The sequence below is a fragment of the Cesiribacter sp. SM1 genome (genome assembly GCF_020178975.1).
Taxonomy (GTDB): Bacteria; Bacteroidota; Bacteroidia; order Cytophagales; family Cyclobacteriaceae; genus Cesiribacter.
Genome location: NZ_JAHXBU010000046.1, coordinates 266,891 through 283,400 on the forward strand (window position 1 = coordinate 266,891; position 16,510 = coordinate 283,400).

Genomic DNA, 16,510 nt, shown 5'->3' on the forward strand with positions numbered 1-16,510 from the left:
AACTCATAACAACTAAGTTTTAGGATTCCGATCAGTCATAATGCAACAGCGTTGCTATCAGTAAGTTATTGATGTAAATTAATTGTTACTTTATAGCTGCTTTTAGACCAACTTCTCCAAAAATTGATATTTTTGTAATTGTCAAACTATTACCTTCGCTCATAATGAGGCGGCTCTGGCTACTTGCTTTTGTTGTACTATTTCCTAACTGGCTGGGCGCTACTACTGTAGATAGCCTGCAGCAGGAGCTCAGCAAAGCTATAAGCGACAGCGTACGCCTCCGCATCATCAATGAGCTAACCCACCATACAGCAGACCAGAACCCACACCTCTCCATTGAGTACGCCCACCAGACCATTCATCTGGCAGAGAAGCTTGGCAACATAACCATTAAGCGCCAGGGTATTCATGTGCTGGGCCTAAATCATTACAGGCTGGGTAATTACGATAAAACCCTGGAGTATTTCAGGCAGGTGCTCAGGATGTTCGAAGAAGAAAACGACCTGAAGGGTATTGCACTGCTGCACAACAACATAGGCATTATTTATGATGAGTTAAACCAGTTCGAAAAGGCTCTTTCCTATTACCACAAAGCACTGGAGGTAAAACGTATGCTGGCCGATAGCAGCGATGTTGCCAGCACCCTCAGTAATATTGGCTTTGCCTACCAGAAAATGGCCCTGCCCGAAAAAGCCTACTCCTACCTGATGCAGGCACTCCGGATTGACCAGAGCATCGGGAACAGCAACGGACTTATCTACACCTATCAAAACCTTGGCCGCTTGTATGATGGCCTCGATAAGGCAGATTCTGCCCTCTTTTTTTACCACAAGAGTCTTAAGCTGCTGGAACAAACCGGCAGCCAGTACGAGCATGCAGCGGTACTGCAGTGCATAGGCAATGTTTACCTGAAGCAGAAGTTAACAGCAAGGGCACGTACTGCTTTTGAGCAAGCCATAACCCAGGCCGAAAAGGTGAAGGCTAAAAAAGTTGTAAAAGACTGTTTAAAAGGAATTGCCGAATCCTATAAGCAGGAAAAGAACTGGATGCTCGCCTATGAGTACTTCAAGCGCTACGAAGACCTGAAGGATTCTATCTTCAGCGAAGAAAATTTCAGAAAAATAAGCGATATAGAATCTAACTACCAGATTCAGCGCAGGGAAAAGGAAATAGAGCTACTGCGCAAAGACGCCCGAATTCAGGAGCTTAACCTTTCTCGTAACGAAATGGTAAGCTACTACCTGTACAGCGGCCTGTTTTTGTTTTTCCTCATGATCCTGTTCCTCTACCAGCAGTACAAAACCAAAAACAACAGCAATACACTCTTAAAAAAGAGAAACAATGAGATTGCTTCCCGCAATGCAGAAATAACCGACAGCATCCGTTATGCAAAAACAATTCAGGAAGCCCTGCTACCCCAGGAGAAAGCCCTGAAGCAGGTCTTCCCCGAATCGTTCTTGTACTGCGAAGCCAGGGATATCCTGAATGGTGACTTTTTCTGGATACATGAGCAGGATGAATTTGTGGTGTGGGCTGTTATTGACTGCACAGGCCATGGTGTACCTGGTGCACTCATGACGATCCTAGCCCATAACATGCTCAGCCAGATAGTAACTTCGCAGAAAAAGCTGGAGCCTTCGGAAATCCTGAAGGAGCTACACTGCAGCCTGCGCAGAAATATGCAGAAGGGCCTGGAGGCTGATCTGCCGCATGGCATGGACCTGGGGGTTTGCCTCTACGGACGCAAAAGTGGTAAGCTGTTATACGCAGGTGCCCGCAGACCCATTTATATCATGGAAGACGATGAGCTGAAAATATATCAGACTTCGAACCCTACCGTTGGCAATAACTACGCTCAGGCTGCAGACTTCAGGCAGCTTAACCTGCACCCGAAGCCTGGGAGCTGTGTCTATATGTTCACAGACGGTATTACCGACCAGTTTGGTGGTCCGCAAAATAAAAAGTTCCTGCACAACCGCTTACAGGAGCTCATCAGATCGATGAAGGGCAAAAGCATGGAATCACAAATGGAGATACTCAGCAAAGGCATACTGGAGTGGCGCCAGCAGGAAGAGCAAACAGATGATAACCTGATGCTGGGCATCAGGCTGCCAGCCGTTATACAGTAGAGCTGTTCATGCCCTCAGCACCGGCATTTCCCGCCCCGGGCCCTCCACTATTCATTAATTCTCTGCCCAGCTATCCAATAAGCCTTCCACTGCAGCATATACCCCTTGCAGCTCCTCCCTGCTGATCACATAGGGCGGCATAAGGTAGAGCACATTTCCCAGTGGCCTCAGCAATATATTTCTATCCAGGAAATACTGGTAGAGCTCGTTACGCCGGGTATTATGATATGAGGTACCTTCTGCTGTTTTCAACTCAATAGCTAAAATTGTTCCCCGGCTCCTTACCTCCTTTACCGCTGCATGTTGCCCTATCTTTTCCATAAACAGCAGGTGCTGGCCACCTATCATCTGAAGCTGTGCTTTACAGGGCTCTGCCAGTAACAGATCCAGGCTTGCCAGCGCTGCCGCACAGGCCAGTGGGTTAGCAGTATAGGAATGGCCGTGGTAAAAAGTTTTTGCAGGATCGGCCTGCCGGAAAGCACTGGCTACCGCTTCGGTGCAGGCAGTTACCCCCAGGGGCATAAAACCACCCGTAATGCCTTTGCTCAGACACACCAGATCAGGAGCCTCCTGCAGGTAGTTACAGGCAAACAATTCACCGGTACGGCCAAAACCGGTCATTACCTCATCTGCAATACACAGCACTCCTGCTGCATGAGCAAGTTTTATAAGAGTGTCGAGTACTTCCGGTGCATACATACGCATGCCGGCAGAGCCCTGCACCAGCGGTTCAAAAATAAACGCTGCTACCGCTTCCTTCTCCAGAATTTTCCTGAAGGCGTTGATGGTATCTGACTCTTTCTCTTTTTCCGGAAATGGTACAAAGGCCACCTCAAACAAATGTTCTTCGAAAGGCATGTTAAAACCGCCCCGCTCGCCAACCGACATGGCACCAAAGGTATCGCCATGGTAGGCACCCTCCAGGGCAATGATCTTGTAGCGCGGCTTCTGATGGTTGTACCAGTACTGCAGCGACATTTTTAACGCCACTTCTACAGCTGTACTGCCATTATCACTAAAGAACAGCAGTTCCTGCTGCCCCGTCAGCAGCGGCAGGAGGCGTTCGGCCAGCTGTATGGCTCCCGGATGCGTAAAGCCTGCAAAGATCACATGCTCCAGGGTCTGGGCTTGTTTTGCAATGGCCTGTGCAATATGTTGATTGGCATGGCCGTGCAGGTTTACCCACCAGGAGGAAACACCATCCAGTATTTTTCTACCATCTTCGGTATACAGCCATACCCCCTCGCCCTTTACCACCGGCAACACCGGCATTGCCGGCACCAGTGAGCTGAAGGGATGCCAGATGTGCTTGCTGTCCCGCCTCTGCAGATCAGCCGAGCTGTTCTCTAAGTTTTTGTGCATAATGATCAATAATGGCTGGTGTAATGGAACTATGCGACTCTAGCTGAAGCAATTTTTTATAGCCTGTATGGTGCAGAATAATCTTTTCACTCTCCGGATTGGCAGGGCCGTTAAAAATAATACCCGCTACCGGGTAGCCCCTTTCCAGCAGCAGGCGCCAGGTTAACAGGGTATGGTTGATGCTGCCCAGGTACAAATTTGCCACCAGCACAATGGGAGCCTCGAAGCGGGGCTGCAGGTCAATGATAAAGTGGGTATCGTTCAGGGGCACTAAACAGCCGCCTGCGCCTTCAATTACCAAGTTATTGCTGGTATCGGGTACCCTTATAGCATCAGGGTCTATCGTTTTACCTTCGGCACGGGCTGCTGCATGCGGAGATGCCGGCAGGCTAAACCTGTAAGCCTCTGGGTGCACCACTACCCCCGGACATAATTCCCTCACTGTATCAGCATCTGCAGGCGCCCCGCTCTGGATCGGTTTCCAGTAATCGGCACCCAGTGCTTTGCATAGAATTGCACTGGCTACTGTTTTACCGCTGTCGGTGCCAATGGCTGTTACAAAATATCTTTTCATGCCAGTATCCGGTATAAATGATTAACCAAACGTCTGATTTCATCAGTGCTATTATGTGCATGCAGGCATATACGCAGGCGCTCCTCCCCTTCTGGTACGGTAGGTGCCAGTATGGGCCACACCATAAAATGTTCTTCATTCAGAAGTCGTGCTGCTCTCACTACCTTTTCATTTCCGGGAATCAGCACGGCCTGTATGGGGGTGCGGCTTGGCAGGAGGCGCTCCTGCAGAAAATCCCCCTTTTCTTGTAGCAAGCTATGGAAGAGCTTTATATTATCGTTCAGGCGATCCATGAGCGCTGGGTGCTGTTGGCGGTAGCGCATAGCCTCCCTGATGCTAAGCAGCGAATGCGCCGGCAGCGCCGTAGTATAAATAAAAGTGCGTGAGTAATTTAGCAAAAAGCGGATGAGTACCTCCTGCCCGGCTACACAGGCGCCATGCACCCCCATTGCCTTGCCAAAAGTATAAATACGAGCCAGCACATCCTGCTCAAGTCCCTGCGCAACACATAAACCGGCACCGCCAGGCCCCCACAGACCGGTGCTGTGGGCTTCGTCCACCACCAGGCCTGCATTGTATTCTTTGCATAACTCAACCAGTGCAGCAAGTGGTGCCTCGTCTCCATCCATGGAGTACACCGACTCTACCACCACCAGCACCTGTCCTTTTGCACGGGCAATTTTCTGACGCAGATGGTCTACATCGTTATGCCTGAATGAGAAACGGCTTGCCGGAGAAAGGCGGCAGCCGTCCTTAATGCAGGCATGCGCCAGTTCATCATAAATTACGGTGTCTCCACGCAACAAAAGCGAAGAAAGCAACCCCTGGTTGGCTGCATAACCAGAGTTAAACAGCAGGCAGGCTTCAGCATTAAAATATGCTGCGAGTTCCTGCTCCAGCTGTGGGGTCAATGCAAGGTTTCCGGTTATTAGCCTTGAGCCGGTAGCGCCATGCAGCGAAGCCGGGTACTCTTCGGTAGCCACCCTGATGTTGTGCGAAAGCTCTGCAGAGCGCGCAAGGCCAAGGTAGTCGTTAGAGGCAAAATCTATGGCTGGCAGCTGATCGGGTAAAAAACGCAGGCTTGCGTCCTGCTCCCTCTTCATCAGCTGCTGGTTCATTCTATTCAGGATCTGCAACATAAGTTGCAAACTTAGCAGGCTCTGGTACAGAATGGCAAGTTTTTTGCGTTAAGCCTTTACATCAATGTCTTGTTTTTTTAAAACTGAAAATCAGATTGCCATGAAAAAGATTTTTTTAATGATTTCGCTGGTGAGCCTGCCCTTCCTGGCTTCCGCCCAATTTGGAATAAAAGCGGGTACCAACCTGGGTGTGGCCCAGGTAGAAGACCGTGATGTAGACTGGGATAATGACGGTGTTACCTTAGGCTTGCATGCCGGTGCCTTCTTACGCATGAACCTTGGTAAACTGTACCTGCAGCCTGAGGCATATTATACTTTTGCAAAGGCACAGCTACGGAATGACGACATAGACGCAGAGCAACTGGCAGTAGATTTTCACCGCCTGGATGTGCCCGTACTGCTGGGCTACAGAATTACAGACAATTTCAGGATCAATGCCGGACCTTTTGCCTCAGTAAATGTAAGAGCCAATGCATCTGGTGCCGACAGAGACTGGAGCAATGAGGTGGACGATTATTACAACCGAACCCAGTTTGGCTGGCAGGCAGGCATAGGCTTCGACTTATGGCGCTTTACCCTTGATACCCGCTATGAAACCACCGTTGGCAATCTCCGGAATTTTGATTTTCAGAATGCCACCTGGGATACCTACCTGCCTGATGAGCAAAAGCAACGGCAGGTGGTGGTTAGCCTGGGCTATAAATTCGGCAAACTTAGGTAGTCTTTAAGCCTTTAGATTTTGGACAACAGACGATAGACAAAGATTTTCAAGCTGCAGAGGCAGTTTAAAATCTATTGTCTATTGTCTATTGTCTATTGTCTATTGTCTAGTGTCTATTGTCTAATACTTAATTTAAGCCTGCTGTGCAGTAGGTATCTGCTCAAATTTTACCGGAACCTCACCTTCTTTAAATGCTGCTCTTGGCTTCAGATTCAGGATCTGGAACATTGCCCCATCAGATACAACATCGGGATTGGGGGTGGTTAGCAGCTTATCGCCTGCAAAAATTGAATTGGCACCGGCCATAAAGCAGAGGGCCTGCTCCTCCAGCGTCATGCGTACACGACCTGCAGAAAGACGCACCATTGCCTTTGGCATCAGGATACGGGCCGTGGCAATCATTCTGATCATATCCCAAACCGGTACTTTTGGCTGGTTTTCAAGTGGTGTACCCTCTACAGGCACCAGTGCATTTACGGGTACACTTTCGGGGTGCTCGGGCAGGTTTACCAGGGTGTGCAGCATACCAATGCGGTCTTCTACTGTTTCGCCCATGCCTATGATACCACCACTGCAAACAGAGATGCCGCTTTTACGCACATTTTCCAGGGTATTCAGGCGATCGTCGTAGGTGCGGGTGCTGATGATCTCACCATAGTGTTCCACACTGGTATCGAGGTTGTGGTTGTAGGCATACAAGCCTGCATTCTGCAGCTTTTGAGCCTGCTCTTCGGTAAGCATGCCAAGGGTACAGCAAACCTCCATGCCCAGGCCATTTACGCCTTTCACCATCTCCAGCACCTTGTCGAAATCGCGGTTATCGCGTACCTCACGCCAGGCGGCGCCCATACAAAAACGGGTACTGCCGGCATCTTTGGCTTCACGGGCCCTGCCCATTACTTCATCAACCTCCAGCAGCTTGTGAACTTTAACATTGGTGTGGTAGCGGGCTGCCTGGGGGCAGTAGGAGCAATCTTCGGGGCAGCCACCTGTTTTAATTGAGAGCAGCGTACAAACCTGCACTTCCTGCGGATCGTGGTACTGACGGTGCACTGTAGCCGCCCTGTATACCAGCTCCAGCAGGGGCTGATGGTAAACTGCTTCTATTTCCTTGCGGGTCCAGGTATTGCGTATATCACTCATAGTAGATTCTGGGTTAAAGAAACCTGAAATAAGTGATAACGTGCCCAAATTGCAAATTGTAAAGAGCAGAAAAAAGCCCTGGCAGCTAATACCAGGGCTCTCATCGTTTTATGTTTATTCAATTATTAACTCGTATGGGAGGCGTGCCTGTACGCCCTCAAATCGCTGAAGCCTCTGAAACTGCTTTACATAAGGATAAAATACACCAAATTCTCTTTGCAGGGCTTTGGTTGCCATATCTTCTTCCAGGCCACCAAACAGCTCTTCAATAAAGCTTTTCTTTTCCGGGTAATACCTTAACCTGTAGTCGCCTTCTTCCAGCCCGGCTTTGGCCACCGCAATGTTTATTGCTTCATCCAGGCCACCCAATACATCTACCAGGCCACGATCTTTTGCTTCAAGACCAGACCACACACGTCCGGAGGCCACCTCTCTTAGTTGTTCTACAGACATATTTCTGCCTTCGGCAGCTTTGCGGGTAAATTCTTCATACCCCTCTTCTACAGATTGCTGAATAATGCTTCTTTCATAAGCAGACAAGGGCTTGGTGACCCTGTACAGGTTGGAAAGCTCACCAGTTTGTACCACATCGGTAGTAATGCCTAGCTTTTCGGTCATAAATTCCTGTGCATTGAACAATACACCGAATATACCGATGGATCCGGTAATGGTGTTTGGCTGTGCCACAATGGTATCGCAGCCCATGGCCATGTAGTAGCCACCTGAGGCAGCCATATCAGACATGGAGGCAATGATTGGCTTGGTTTGGCTGGTGAGTACAATTTCGCGCCAGATCACATCAGAAGCCAGGGCACTGCCACCCGGCGAATTAATGCGCAACACAACTGCTTTAACCCTGTCGTTCAGGCGGGCATCCCGTATTAGCTTGGCAAATTTATCTGATCCGATGCTCTCCCTGTCGCCACTGCCACTAACTATATCGCCTGCAGCTACAATTACAGCAACCCTGTTGCTACCACTGCCCAAAGCATTAAATGACTTGCGGTACTTGCTGTAGGAGATGGTGTTGATCTTTTCTGTTTCATCTTCAATGCCCAGCATGTTCCTGATTTCTGAATGGATCTGATCCAGGTAACCCAGCTCATCCACGATCTTATATTTGAGCGCATCATCGGCCCTGCGAACCAGCATTTCGTCGGAGATACGCTCAAGCTCATTTACCTCAATGCCTCTGCTCTGCCCCACTTCCTGCAGAAATGTCAGGTAAATGTTGTTCAGAAAAGAATTGGTTTGCTCACGGCTGGCCTCACTCATTTCTGTGCGCATGAGCGGCTCCACGGCAGATTTAAACTCTCCAACCCTGAAGATCTGTGGCTCGATGCCTACTTTATCGAGGGTACCCTTTACAAACACCTGTTCAGAAACCAGGCCGTTCAGCTCAAGATTACCGGCAGGGTTCAGGTAAATCTTGCTGGCAGCTGATGCCAGGTAATAGTCCTTCTCGGTGTACTGCTCATTGTAGGCAATCACCCATTTTCCACTCTCCCTGAAACGCAGCAGTTCGTCGCGGATTTCTTTAAGGGAAGCATAACCAGAGGTAACATACTGGGGTTGCAATAAGATACCTTTGATGTTGTCATCATCTTTAGCGTGCTTAATGGATTCAATTACCTCGATCAGGCCTATATTACCTGCACTTATGCCCGGAATTGCATCCAGGGCCGACATATCATCTTCATTTGCGCGCTCAACGATTGGCTTATCGAGCTTAAGGTGCAAAACGGTATTTTCTTTTACCTCAACTTCCTGATCATGGGAGGCAATTGCTCCGATGATGCCTCCTCCAATTACTAGCAATAAAACAGAAAACAAAATAAGGCCTACTATTGTAGCAGCAATTGCCTTAAGAAACTGTAGCATATATTTTAAGATGTTTAAACTCCAGAATGCAAAATAGAAAATAAGATCTCAATTTAAAACCTAATCATGATGAACGGCATTTATCTTCTTTCAGGCAGCAATTTAGGCAACAGAATGGCATGGCTGGAGCAGGCTTTAACAGCAATAGAAAAAAGGGTTGGAAAGATCAAAGCGCAGAGCAGCCTCTACGAAACTGCTGCATGGGGTAAAGAAGACCAGCCCAGCTTTCTGAACCAGGTGGTAGAAGTAAGTACAGAATTAACACCTTTGGAACTTATTTCCACACTACTTTCCATAGAAAAAGAACTGGAGCGGACTCGGGAAGAAGCATGGGCTCCCCGCACCCTGGACCTTGACATTCTGTACTATGGAAACCATGTTGTTTCTACGCCAGGGCTTACCCTTCCCCACCCCCGCCTTCATCTCAGGCGTTTTACCTTAGTTCCGCTTTGCGAAATAGCACCCCTTTTTGTACACCCTGTACTTAAAAAAAATAACCTGCAGCTACTCGCGGAATGCCCCGACCAGCTGCAGGTAAATCTTTTGGAATGAAAGGGCCTATCAAACAGCTTCCGCGCTGCTTACTATGGCTTCGGAATGGATCTTCTTCACCAATCCCTGCAGTACTTTGCCGGGGCCACATTCTATGAATTCGGTAGCACCATCGGCTACCATATTTTGTACCGACTGAGTCCAGCGTACGGGAGCTGTTAGCTGCATCATCAGGTTCTGCTTGATAGTTGCGGTATCTGTAGCCGGGCGGGCATCAACATTCTGGTATACCGGGCAAACAGGCTGGTTGAAGATAGTCTTCAAGATAGCATCCTCCAGCTCTTCGCGCGCAGGCTCCATCAGGGGTGAGTGAAATGCACCTCTCACCTGCAGCGGCATTACGCGCTTGGCTCCTTTTTCTTTCAGCAGCTCTCCTGCCCTGGCAACTCCTGCCTGCGATCCGGAAATTACCAGCTGGCCGGGACAGTTATAGTTGGCAGCCACTACAACCTCTCCTTCCACAGCGGCACAGGCTTCTTCCACTGCTTTATCATCCAGTCCTAATACGGCAGCCATACCAGAGTCTTGTGCTTCGCAGGCTGCCTGCATGGCCATGGCTCTTTTATATACCAGCATGAGCCCATCCTCAAAAGTCATGGCGCCGGCAGCTACCAGGGCAGAAAATTCGCCCAGTGAGTGCCCGGCAACCATATCAGGCTTAAAATTATTCAGGAGCCTTGCCAGTATAACAGAATGTATAAATATTGCCGGCTGTGTTACGCGTGTCTGCTTCAGGTCGTCGGGTGTGCCATTGAACATTATATCTGAAATATTGAATTCCAGGATGCTGTTCGCCTGCTCAAATAACCTGCGTGCCTTATCGGATGCATCGTAAAGGTCTTTGCCCATGCCCGTAAACTGGGCACCCTGACCTGGGAAAATATAGGCCTTCATTTAAGTTGAATTTTAGTTGGAGCCCGAAGGTCGCACTATTTGCCTAAAATATCAACCAAGAAAGCGGGCGCGTTCATTGGGCGTGGGCAGTCTGCAGGTTTCTTTCTGCCCGAAAAAGCGGTAGCGGTTAGTGGCAATAAATGAATAAACAGCATTGCGGAGGGGTGCCGGCACGCCCTTAAATATCCGCAACAGCGACCAGCCACCCGGTAAATCGGCAGCTATTTCCAGTGCGGCCGTGCTTTTCTGGTAAAGCTTGCCCCCCTTTAACAGCACCATGCTTTCATAGCTGTCTTTAGGCAATCCGTAAAAGTCCAGCAGCTCCTGCCCCGCCTCAGACTGCAGGGAAGCAAACATAAATTTATGCTTTGTATCACGACGGATGATAAAATCTACCGCCCCGTTACAAAGATTACAGACGCCATCGAATAAGACTACTGATTTACCATTGAGCCGTTGCAAAACAGCGGGTTGTGTATTTTCTGACTTCATTTTAGCTTCCGGTGTCCAGGAGCTGTACCCAGCCTTTCATTTTCTGATGCCGTTTTTCAGGATCCAGCACCCGGTAAGTTACCTCTACCACATAGTAGTAGGTGCCATTGCTCAGCATCTCACCATTGTTGCCCCTGCCCTTCCAGCGAATATAAATGTCAGGTTCAACTTTTACATCTGAGGTGTAAAAATAAACTTCTTTTCCCCATCTGTTGTAGACGGTGAACTTAACTGATTCTACAAAGCGGGCGCAGTGGTCTGGTGGCGGAGCCGGCAGCTGGTTTGGCAGCGCCGGGCGCAGCTCTTCATTGAGGCCATCATTGTTCCTGGTGAGCACGTTGGGCAGCCAGTAGTTGGGGCAGTTATCGCGCATCACCACATTGCTGGAGTCGCTTAAGTTGCCGCTGGTATCTACTGCCCTGATGTAGTAGAAGCCTGCCATGTTATCTTCCATGCTATGCTCAAACCTGTTGCTGGTAGAGGTGCCTATCACCTCAAAGTCTGTGCCATCGTAAGAGTAGTACACCTGCCAGTAGGCCAGATCATTGCCACAGACTGCATCTGTATTTGCATTCCACTCCAGCACATTGGTAAAGACATTCTCCCCGCAGGCTGTATTCTGTATCACCTCCTCACAGCTGCTAAGGTTGCTAAGCTCAAACTCCAGCGGCGGGCATGGCGGCACCTCATCCTTGAGGTAGGAGCACACCCGCTGTGAGTTGTTCAACAGCGGCTCGGGCACCTGCGGATTGCTGTAGCTGCCAGAGGTAACCACCAGGTAGCAATACTCCACATCCTCCAGCAATGGTCCTGTGCCTGCATCGGCCCCTGTATCGGTATAGCTAAACCTGATGGTGGTATTGGCCCCGCCTCCCCTCACTACGTCTACCTGTGCAATGAGCACCATGCGGTCAGGATCAGCTGGATCTACATGGTTGCGGTAAATATCGTGCAGCGGGTAATCCTCCACAGCATTGGACCACGGCACCTGCGCCTGCCACTGTATGGTGATGTTATCCACCCCCGGCACTGGCTCCAGCCTTACAGTCGAAGCTGTAGAGGAGCTGTCTACTTCTGTTCCCGAGGCATCCCGAAGCATCACATAGTAGTTATACACCTGGTCCCTGGTGTTCAGCTCCTGGGCCTGATCAATGAAGACTGTATCAGAAAGATTTGCTCCTATCAGGGTGTAGGGGCCGCCTGTAAAGCCTTCTGACCTGTAGAGGTCGTAACTGTAGGGCGGCTGCACCTCTGCTGCGTCTATGTCAGGACCAGGCATCCAGCGCACCAGGATCTCTCCTGCAGTCTCGGCTGTTTCTTCGATGCTCACGTTGGTGATCAGAGGAATCTTGGCAGGCAGGGTAATGCACATCTCCTCGGAGCGTAGGCTCTCCCCGCCGTTTGGCTCCGGCAGCACTGCCACAAAGCGGTAGCAGTAGGTGGCGCCCGGCTTGAGCCCATCTCCGCCACCATCATCTACAAACGGAAAGCGGTTGAAGGCCCGCACATCCACAAGCTCATAGCCATAGCCGGGAGGCATGCCCGTGATGCAGGTATCCAAGGGTACATTGGCACTGCCCTCGCGGCGCCACACCTGGATGAACTGCGCCTGGCTGCAGGCATAGGAGTTCCTGTCGAAGTTTACCTCCACGGCTCTGCTGCCAACAGGCTCCAGGCTCTCCACCTGCGGGGCCGGAGCCACTACCCTGATGTTCCAGGTCTTGATGTCGGTCAGGCTCACGCCGCCCCCTCTTAGGTCTCTGGCCCGGAACACCACCTGGTATGGCTGGTCGCGCACATCGATGCACTCGGTCTGCCAGGTAAAGGTAGATTGTGCCGGGGTGGTTAAGTTAGTACCTCCGGGGAAGGTGGCTCCAAGATCAAACACACCACCATAAGCAAACACATCTACATTATCTCCGTCAGGATCTGTTACCCTGATGATCTCCTCTATCCGCTCTCCTGCCACAACACAAATGTCTTCGGGAATCTCCAGCACAGGGGGATTATTGTCAGTGTCCTCAACAATGATCTGCATGTCCCTGGTTACATAGCCAAGAGAATAGTACCTGCCCTGGATCTTACGCCACTCCTCCACCACAAAGGCTACGTTGTATTCACCCCTGGTTCCGGGGGTGTTCCACACAAGATCTCCCGTAAATTCATCCAGGGTAAGAAAAGGCTCACCACCTGTGAGGCTGGTGCCATTCCTGGGATCGCCCTCTGGAAAGGTGTTGGGGGGAAAGCGGTAATTCGCCACCGGAACATTGTTATCCTGCTGGCAAATCACTAAACGATAGGAAAGGCTGTCGCCATCTATATCGTAAGCTCCGGGGTTGTGCAGGTAAACCTTGCCTACCGCCGCCTTATCCACCGGCGGTACCCGCAGCTGTGGTGTGTTGTTCACCCCAATGAAGGGATCTATCACAATTACGGTCTCTATATAAAATGGCATCTGATCAGAAACATTCATGTTGAGTATCCCCGGATTTCGATAGACTTCCTGAAAAGACAAAACATAGGTTCTTGCGGAGGGGAAGGTGTGCCTGACTTTAAATTCATACATCCAGGTATCTTCTGTGATCCGCGTACGTGGAATTTTGCTGCCATCGTTCCCAATTACCAGGGAGGTGCCATCGCCAAAACTGAGTGTTCCCGTTCCCCCAAACAGTATATTGGAATTTGTATCTGTGTATCCCTTCAGGGTAATCTCGTAGGTGAAACTCTGCGGATCAATGCGCCGGGCCGTAATCTCACCAGCCCTGATATGGGTAGCCATGGCATACTCAGACAATAACAGGCTGAATATTACAATGAGAAGAGCGCGAAGTTTGAAAAAGCTATTCATGCTCGGACTAAAAAAATCTCCTGATCATATAACCTACCGTGCAGGCAGTATGTTGCGCGGCAGCAGTATGTTTCTTTTAATATAACAAATAATATTCAGCATAAATAAAAGGCAGCATTCTTTTCCTGCTGAACTTGTGGCATTTACCTCCTGCAGCACAAAATTCTTATTTACTGGAACACTAAAAAAAAAGCAGCCCCGGGATTCGGGGCTGCTGTAAATCTATCCTTAGCTGCTTACGCTCTCACCACATAATGGCTACTAACCAATACATGATGCTTTCAGAAAGCAGAGGCAGGTTTAAGGAATTTACTGTGTATCTGTATTACCAGACTCCAGGAGCTGTACCCAGCCTTTCATTTTCTGATGCCGTTTTTCAGGATCCAGCACCCGGTAAGTTACCTCTACCACATAGTAGTAGGTGCCGTTGCTTAGCATCTCGCCATTGTTGCCCCTGCCCTTCCAGCGAATGTAGATATCCGGCTCAGCTCTTTCGGCAGAAGCATAACTGTAAACTTCTTTTCCCCATCTGTTGTAGACGGTGAACTTAACTGATTCTACAAAGCGGGCGCAGTGGTCTGGTGGCGGAGCCGGCAGCTGGTTTGGCAGCGCCGGGCGCAGCTCTTCATTGAGGCCATCATTGTTCCTGGTGAGCACGTTGGGCAGCCAGTAGTTGGGGCAGTTATCGCGCATCACCACATTGCTGGAGTCGCTTAAGTTGCCGCTGGTATCTACTGCCCTGATGTAGTAGAAGCCTGCCATGTTATCTTCCATGCTATGCTCAAACCTGTTGCTGGTAGAGGTGCCTATCACCTCAAAGTCTGTGCCATCGTAAGAGTAGTACACCTGCCAGTAGGCCAGATCATTGCCACAGACTGCATCTGTATTTGCATTCCACTCCAGCACATTGGTAAAGACATTCTCCCCGCAGGCTGTATTCTGTATCACCTCCTCACAGCTGCTAAGGTTGCTAAGCTCAAACTCCAGCGGCGGGCATGGCGGCACCTCATCCTTGAGGTAGGAGCACACCCGCTGTGAGTTGTTCAACAGCGGCTCGGGCACCTGCGGATTGCTGTAGCTGCCAGAGGTAACCACCAGGTAGCAATACTCCACATCCTCCAGCAATGGTCCTGTGCCTGCATCGGCCCCTGTATCGGTATAGCTAAACCTGATGGTGGTATTGGCCCCGCCTCCCCTCACTACGTCTACCTGTGCAATGAGCACCATGCGGTCAGGATCAGCTGGATCTACATGGTTGCGGTAAATATCGTGCAGCGGGTAATCCTCCACAGCATTGGACCACGGCACCTGCGCCTGCCACTGTATGGTGATGTTATCCACCCCCGGCACTGGCTCCAGCCTTACAGTCGAAGCTGTAGAGGAGCTGTCTACTTCTGTTCCCGAGGCATCCCGAAGCATCACATAGTAGTTATACACCTGGTCCCTGGTGTTCAGCTCCTGGGCCTGATCAATGAAGACTGTATCAGAAAGATTTGCTCCTATCAGGGTGTAGGGGCCGCCTGTAAAGCCTTCTGACCTGTAGAGGTCGTAACTGTAGGGCGGCTGCACCTCTGCTGCGTCTATGTCAGGACCAGGCATCCAGCGCACCAGGATCTCTCCTGCAGTCTCGGCTGTTTCTTCGATGCTCACGTTGGTGATCAGAGGAATCTTGGCAGGCAGGGTAATGCACATCTCCTCGGAGCGTAGGCTCTCCCCGCCGTTTGGCTCCGGCAGCACTGCCACAAAGCGGTAGCAGTAGGTGGCGCCCGGCTTGAGCCCATCTCCGCCACCATCATCTACAAACGGAAAGCGGTTGAAGGCCCGCACATCCACAAGCTCATAGCCATAGCCGGGAGGCATGCCCGTGATGCAGGTATCCAAGGGTACATTGGCACTGCCCTCGCGGCGCCACACCTGGATGAACTGCGCCTGGCTGCAGGCATAGGAGTTCCTGTCGAAGTTTACCTCCACGGCTCTGCTGCCAACAGGCTCCAGGCTCTCCACCTGCGGGGCCGGAGCCACTACCCTGATGTTCCAGGTCTTGATGTCGGTCAGGCTCACGCCGCCCCCTCTTAGGTCTCTGGCCCGGAACACCACCTGGTATGGCTGGTCGCGCACATCGATGCACTCGGTCTGCCAGGTAAAGGTAGATTGTGCCGGGGTGGTTAAGTTAGTACCTCCGGGGAAGGTGGCTCCAAGATCAAACACACCACCATAAGCAAACACATCTACATTATCTCCGTCAGGATCTGTTACCCTGATGATCTCCTCTATCCGCTCTCCTGCCACAACACAAATGTCTTCGGGAATCTCCAGCACAGGGGGATTATTGTCAGTGTCCTCAACAATGATCTGCATGTCCCTGGTTACATAGCCAAGAGAATAGTACCTGCCCTGGATCTTACGCCACTCCTCCACCACAAAGGCTACGTTGTATTCACCCCTGGTTCCGGGGGTGTTCCACACAAGATCTCCCGTAAATTCATCCAGGGTAAGAAAAGGCTCACCACCTGTGAGGCTGGTGCCATTCCTGGGATCGCCCTCTGGAAAGGTGTTGGGGGGAAAGCGGTAATTCGCCACCGGAACATTGTTATCCTGCTGGCAAATCACTAAACGATAGGAAAGGCTGTCGCCATCTATATCGTAAGCTCCGGGGTTGTGCAGGTAAACCTTGCCTACCGCCGCCTTATCCACCGGCGGTACCCGCAGCTGTGGTGTGTTGTTCACCCCAATGAAGGGATCTATCACAATTACGGTCTCTATATAAAATGGCAT

At 50.4% G+C, this 16,510-nt stretch carries 12 protein-coding genes; 3 read left to right on the forward strand and 9 right to left on the reverse strand.

The genetic code is table 11. The annotated features are described in order from the left end of the window. Window positions 1-164: 164 nt before the first annotated feature. Window positions 165-2,129, forward strand: coding sequence for a tetratricopeptide repeat protein (locus KWJ01_RS11280; RefSeq protein ID WP_224996540.1), 1,965 nt, complete (start codon window positions 165-167; stop codon window positions 2,127-2,129). Window positions 2,130-2,183: 54 nt separating this feature from the next. Here the strand turns inward: KWJ01_RS11280 and bioA are convergent, their stop codons facing one another. From bioA to KWJ01_RS11295, 3 genes are read right to left on the reverse strand one after another with little or no spacing between them, the layout of a single operon-like run. Continuing rightward, window positions 2,184-3,491, reverse strand: coding sequence for an adenosylmethionine--8-amino-7-oxononanoate transaminase (gene bioA, locus KWJ01_RS11285; protein WP_224996541.1), 1,308 nt, complete (start codon window positions 3,489-3,491; stop codon window positions 2,184-2,186). Next, a complete protein-coding gene (bioD, locus tag KWJ01_RS11290; protein ID WP_224996542.1) occupies window positions 3,460-4,065 on the reverse strand; it encodes a dethiobiotin synthase in 606 nt (201 codons plus the stop codon). The genes bioA and bioD overlap by 32 nt, the downstream gene beginning before the upstream one ends. Then, complete coding sequence (locus tag KWJ01_RS11295) at window positions 4,062-5,204, reverse strand: 8-amino-7-oxononanoate synthase (protein ID WP_224996543.1); 1,143 nt, start codon at window positions 5,202-5,204, stop codon at window positions 4,062-4,064. The genes bioD and KWJ01_RS11295 overlap by 4 nt, the downstream gene beginning before the upstream one ends. Before the next feature lie 100 nt (window positions 5,205-5,304). Between KWJ01_RS11295 and KWJ01_RS11300 the strand changes: the two genes are divergently transcribed. Beyond that, window positions 5,305-5,925, forward strand: a complete 621-nt coding sequence (locus KWJ01_RS11300) for a porin family protein (protein WP_224996544.1) — start codon at window positions 5,305-5,307, stop codon at window positions 5,923-5,925. 132 nt (window positions 5,926-6,057) lie between these two features. Here KWJ01_RS11300 and bioB read toward each other — a convergent pair whose 3' ends face one another. Continuing rightward, window positions 6,058-7,068, reverse strand: coding sequence for a biotin synthase BioB (bioB, locus tag KWJ01_RS11305; RefSeq protein ID WP_224996545.1), 1,011 nt, complete (start codon window positions 7,066-7,068; stop codon window positions 6,058-6,060). A gap of 114 nt (window positions 7,069-7,182) precedes the next feature. After that, entirely contained in the window at window positions 7,183-8,949 is a 1,767-nt protein-coding gene (gene sppA / locus KWJ01_RS11310) for a signal peptide peptidase SppA (RefSeq protein ID WP_224996546.1), read from the reverse strand. A 66-nt stretch (window positions 8,950-9,015) separates the two neighbouring features. Here sppA and folK point away from each other — a divergent pair, with 66 nt between their 5' ends. Then, window positions 9,016-9,501, forward strand: a complete 486-nt coding sequence (gene folK / locus KWJ01_RS11315) for a 2-amino-4-hydroxy-6-hydroxymethyldihydropteridine diphosphokinase (RefSeq protein WP_370634708.1) — start codon at window positions 9,016-9,018, stop codon at window positions 9,499-9,501. A gap of 9 nt (window positions 9,502-9,510) precedes the next feature. On the opposite strand, the gene fabD is transcribed toward folK, so the two are convergent. From fabD to KWJ01_RS11335, 4 genes are all read right to left on the reverse strand, one after another. After that, entirely contained in the window at window positions 9,511-10,395 is an 885-nt protein-coding gene (fabD, locus tag KWJ01_RS11320) for an ACP S-malonyltransferase (RefSeq protein WP_224996547.1), read from the reverse strand. A 51-nt stretch (window positions 10,396-10,446) separates the two neighbouring features. After that, on the reverse strand, window positions 10,447-10,887 hold the full coding sequence (locus KWJ01_RS11325) for a thiol-disulfide oxidoreductase DCC family protein (protein ID WP_224996548.1): 441 nt from the start codon (window positions 10,885-10,887) through the stop codon (window positions 10,447-10,449). Window position 10,888: 1 nt separating this feature from the next. Then, the gene (locus tag KWJ01_RS11330) at window positions 10,889-13,735 is read right to left on the reverse strand and encodes a gliding motility-associated C-terminal domain-containing protein (RefSeq protein ID WP_224996549.1); all 2,847 of its coding nucleotides are present in this window, start codon (window positions 13,733-13,735) and stop codon (window positions 10,889-10,891) included. 309 nt (window positions 13,736-14,044) lie between these two features. After that, on the reverse strand, window positions 14,045-16,510 hold a 2,466-nt coding region (locus KWJ01_RS11335; RefSeq protein ID WP_224996550.1), incomplete at its 5' end, for a gliding motility-associated C-terminal domain-containing protein.

Excerpts from the sequence above, each read along its gene's own strand:
- KWJ01_RS11295 (WP_224996543.1), bottom strand. The coding sequence starts at position 5,204 with ATGTTGCAGATCCTGAATAGAATGAACCAGCAGCTGATGAAGAGGGAG.
- bioD (WP_224996542.1), bottom strand. The coding sequence starts at position 4,065 with ATGAAAAGATATTTTGTAACAGCCATTGGCACCGACAGCGGTAAAACA.
- folK (WP_370634708.1), top strand. The coding sequence starts at position 9,016 with ATGATGAACGGCATTTATCTTCTTTCAGGCAGCAATTTAGGCAACAGA.
- KWJ01_RS11280 (WP_224996540.1), top strand. The coding sequence starts at position 165 with ATGAGGCGGCTCTGGCTACTTGCTTTTGTTGTACTATTTCCTAACTGG.
- fabD (WP_224996547.1), bottom strand. The coding sequence starts at position 10,395 with ATGAAGGCCTATATTTTCCCAGGTCAGGGTGCCCAGTTTACGGGCATG.
- KWJ01_RS11325 (WP_224996548.1), bottom strand. The coding sequence starts at position 10,887 with ATGAAGTCAGAAAATACACAACCCGCTGTTTTGCAACGGCTCAATGGT.
- KWJ01_RS11330 (WP_224996549.1), bottom strand. The coding sequence starts at position 13,735 with ATGAATAGCTTTTTCAAACTTCGCGCTCTTCTCATTGTAATATTCAGC.
- bioA (WP_224996541.1), bottom strand. The coding sequence starts at position 3,491 with ATGCACAAAAACTTAGAGAACAGCTCGGCTGATCTGCAGAGGCGGGAC.
- KWJ01_RS11300 (WP_224996544.1), top strand. The coding sequence starts at position 5,305 with ATGAAAAAGATTTTTTTAATGATTTCGCTGGTGAGCCTGCCCTTCCTG.
- bioB (WP_224996545.1), bottom strand. The coding sequence starts at position 7,068 with ATGAGTGATATACGCAATACCTGGACCCGCAAGGAAATAGAAGCAGTT.
- sppA (WP_224996546.1), bottom strand. The coding sequence starts at position 8,949 with ATGCTACAGTTTCTTAAGGCAATTGCTGCTACAATAGTAGGCCTTATT.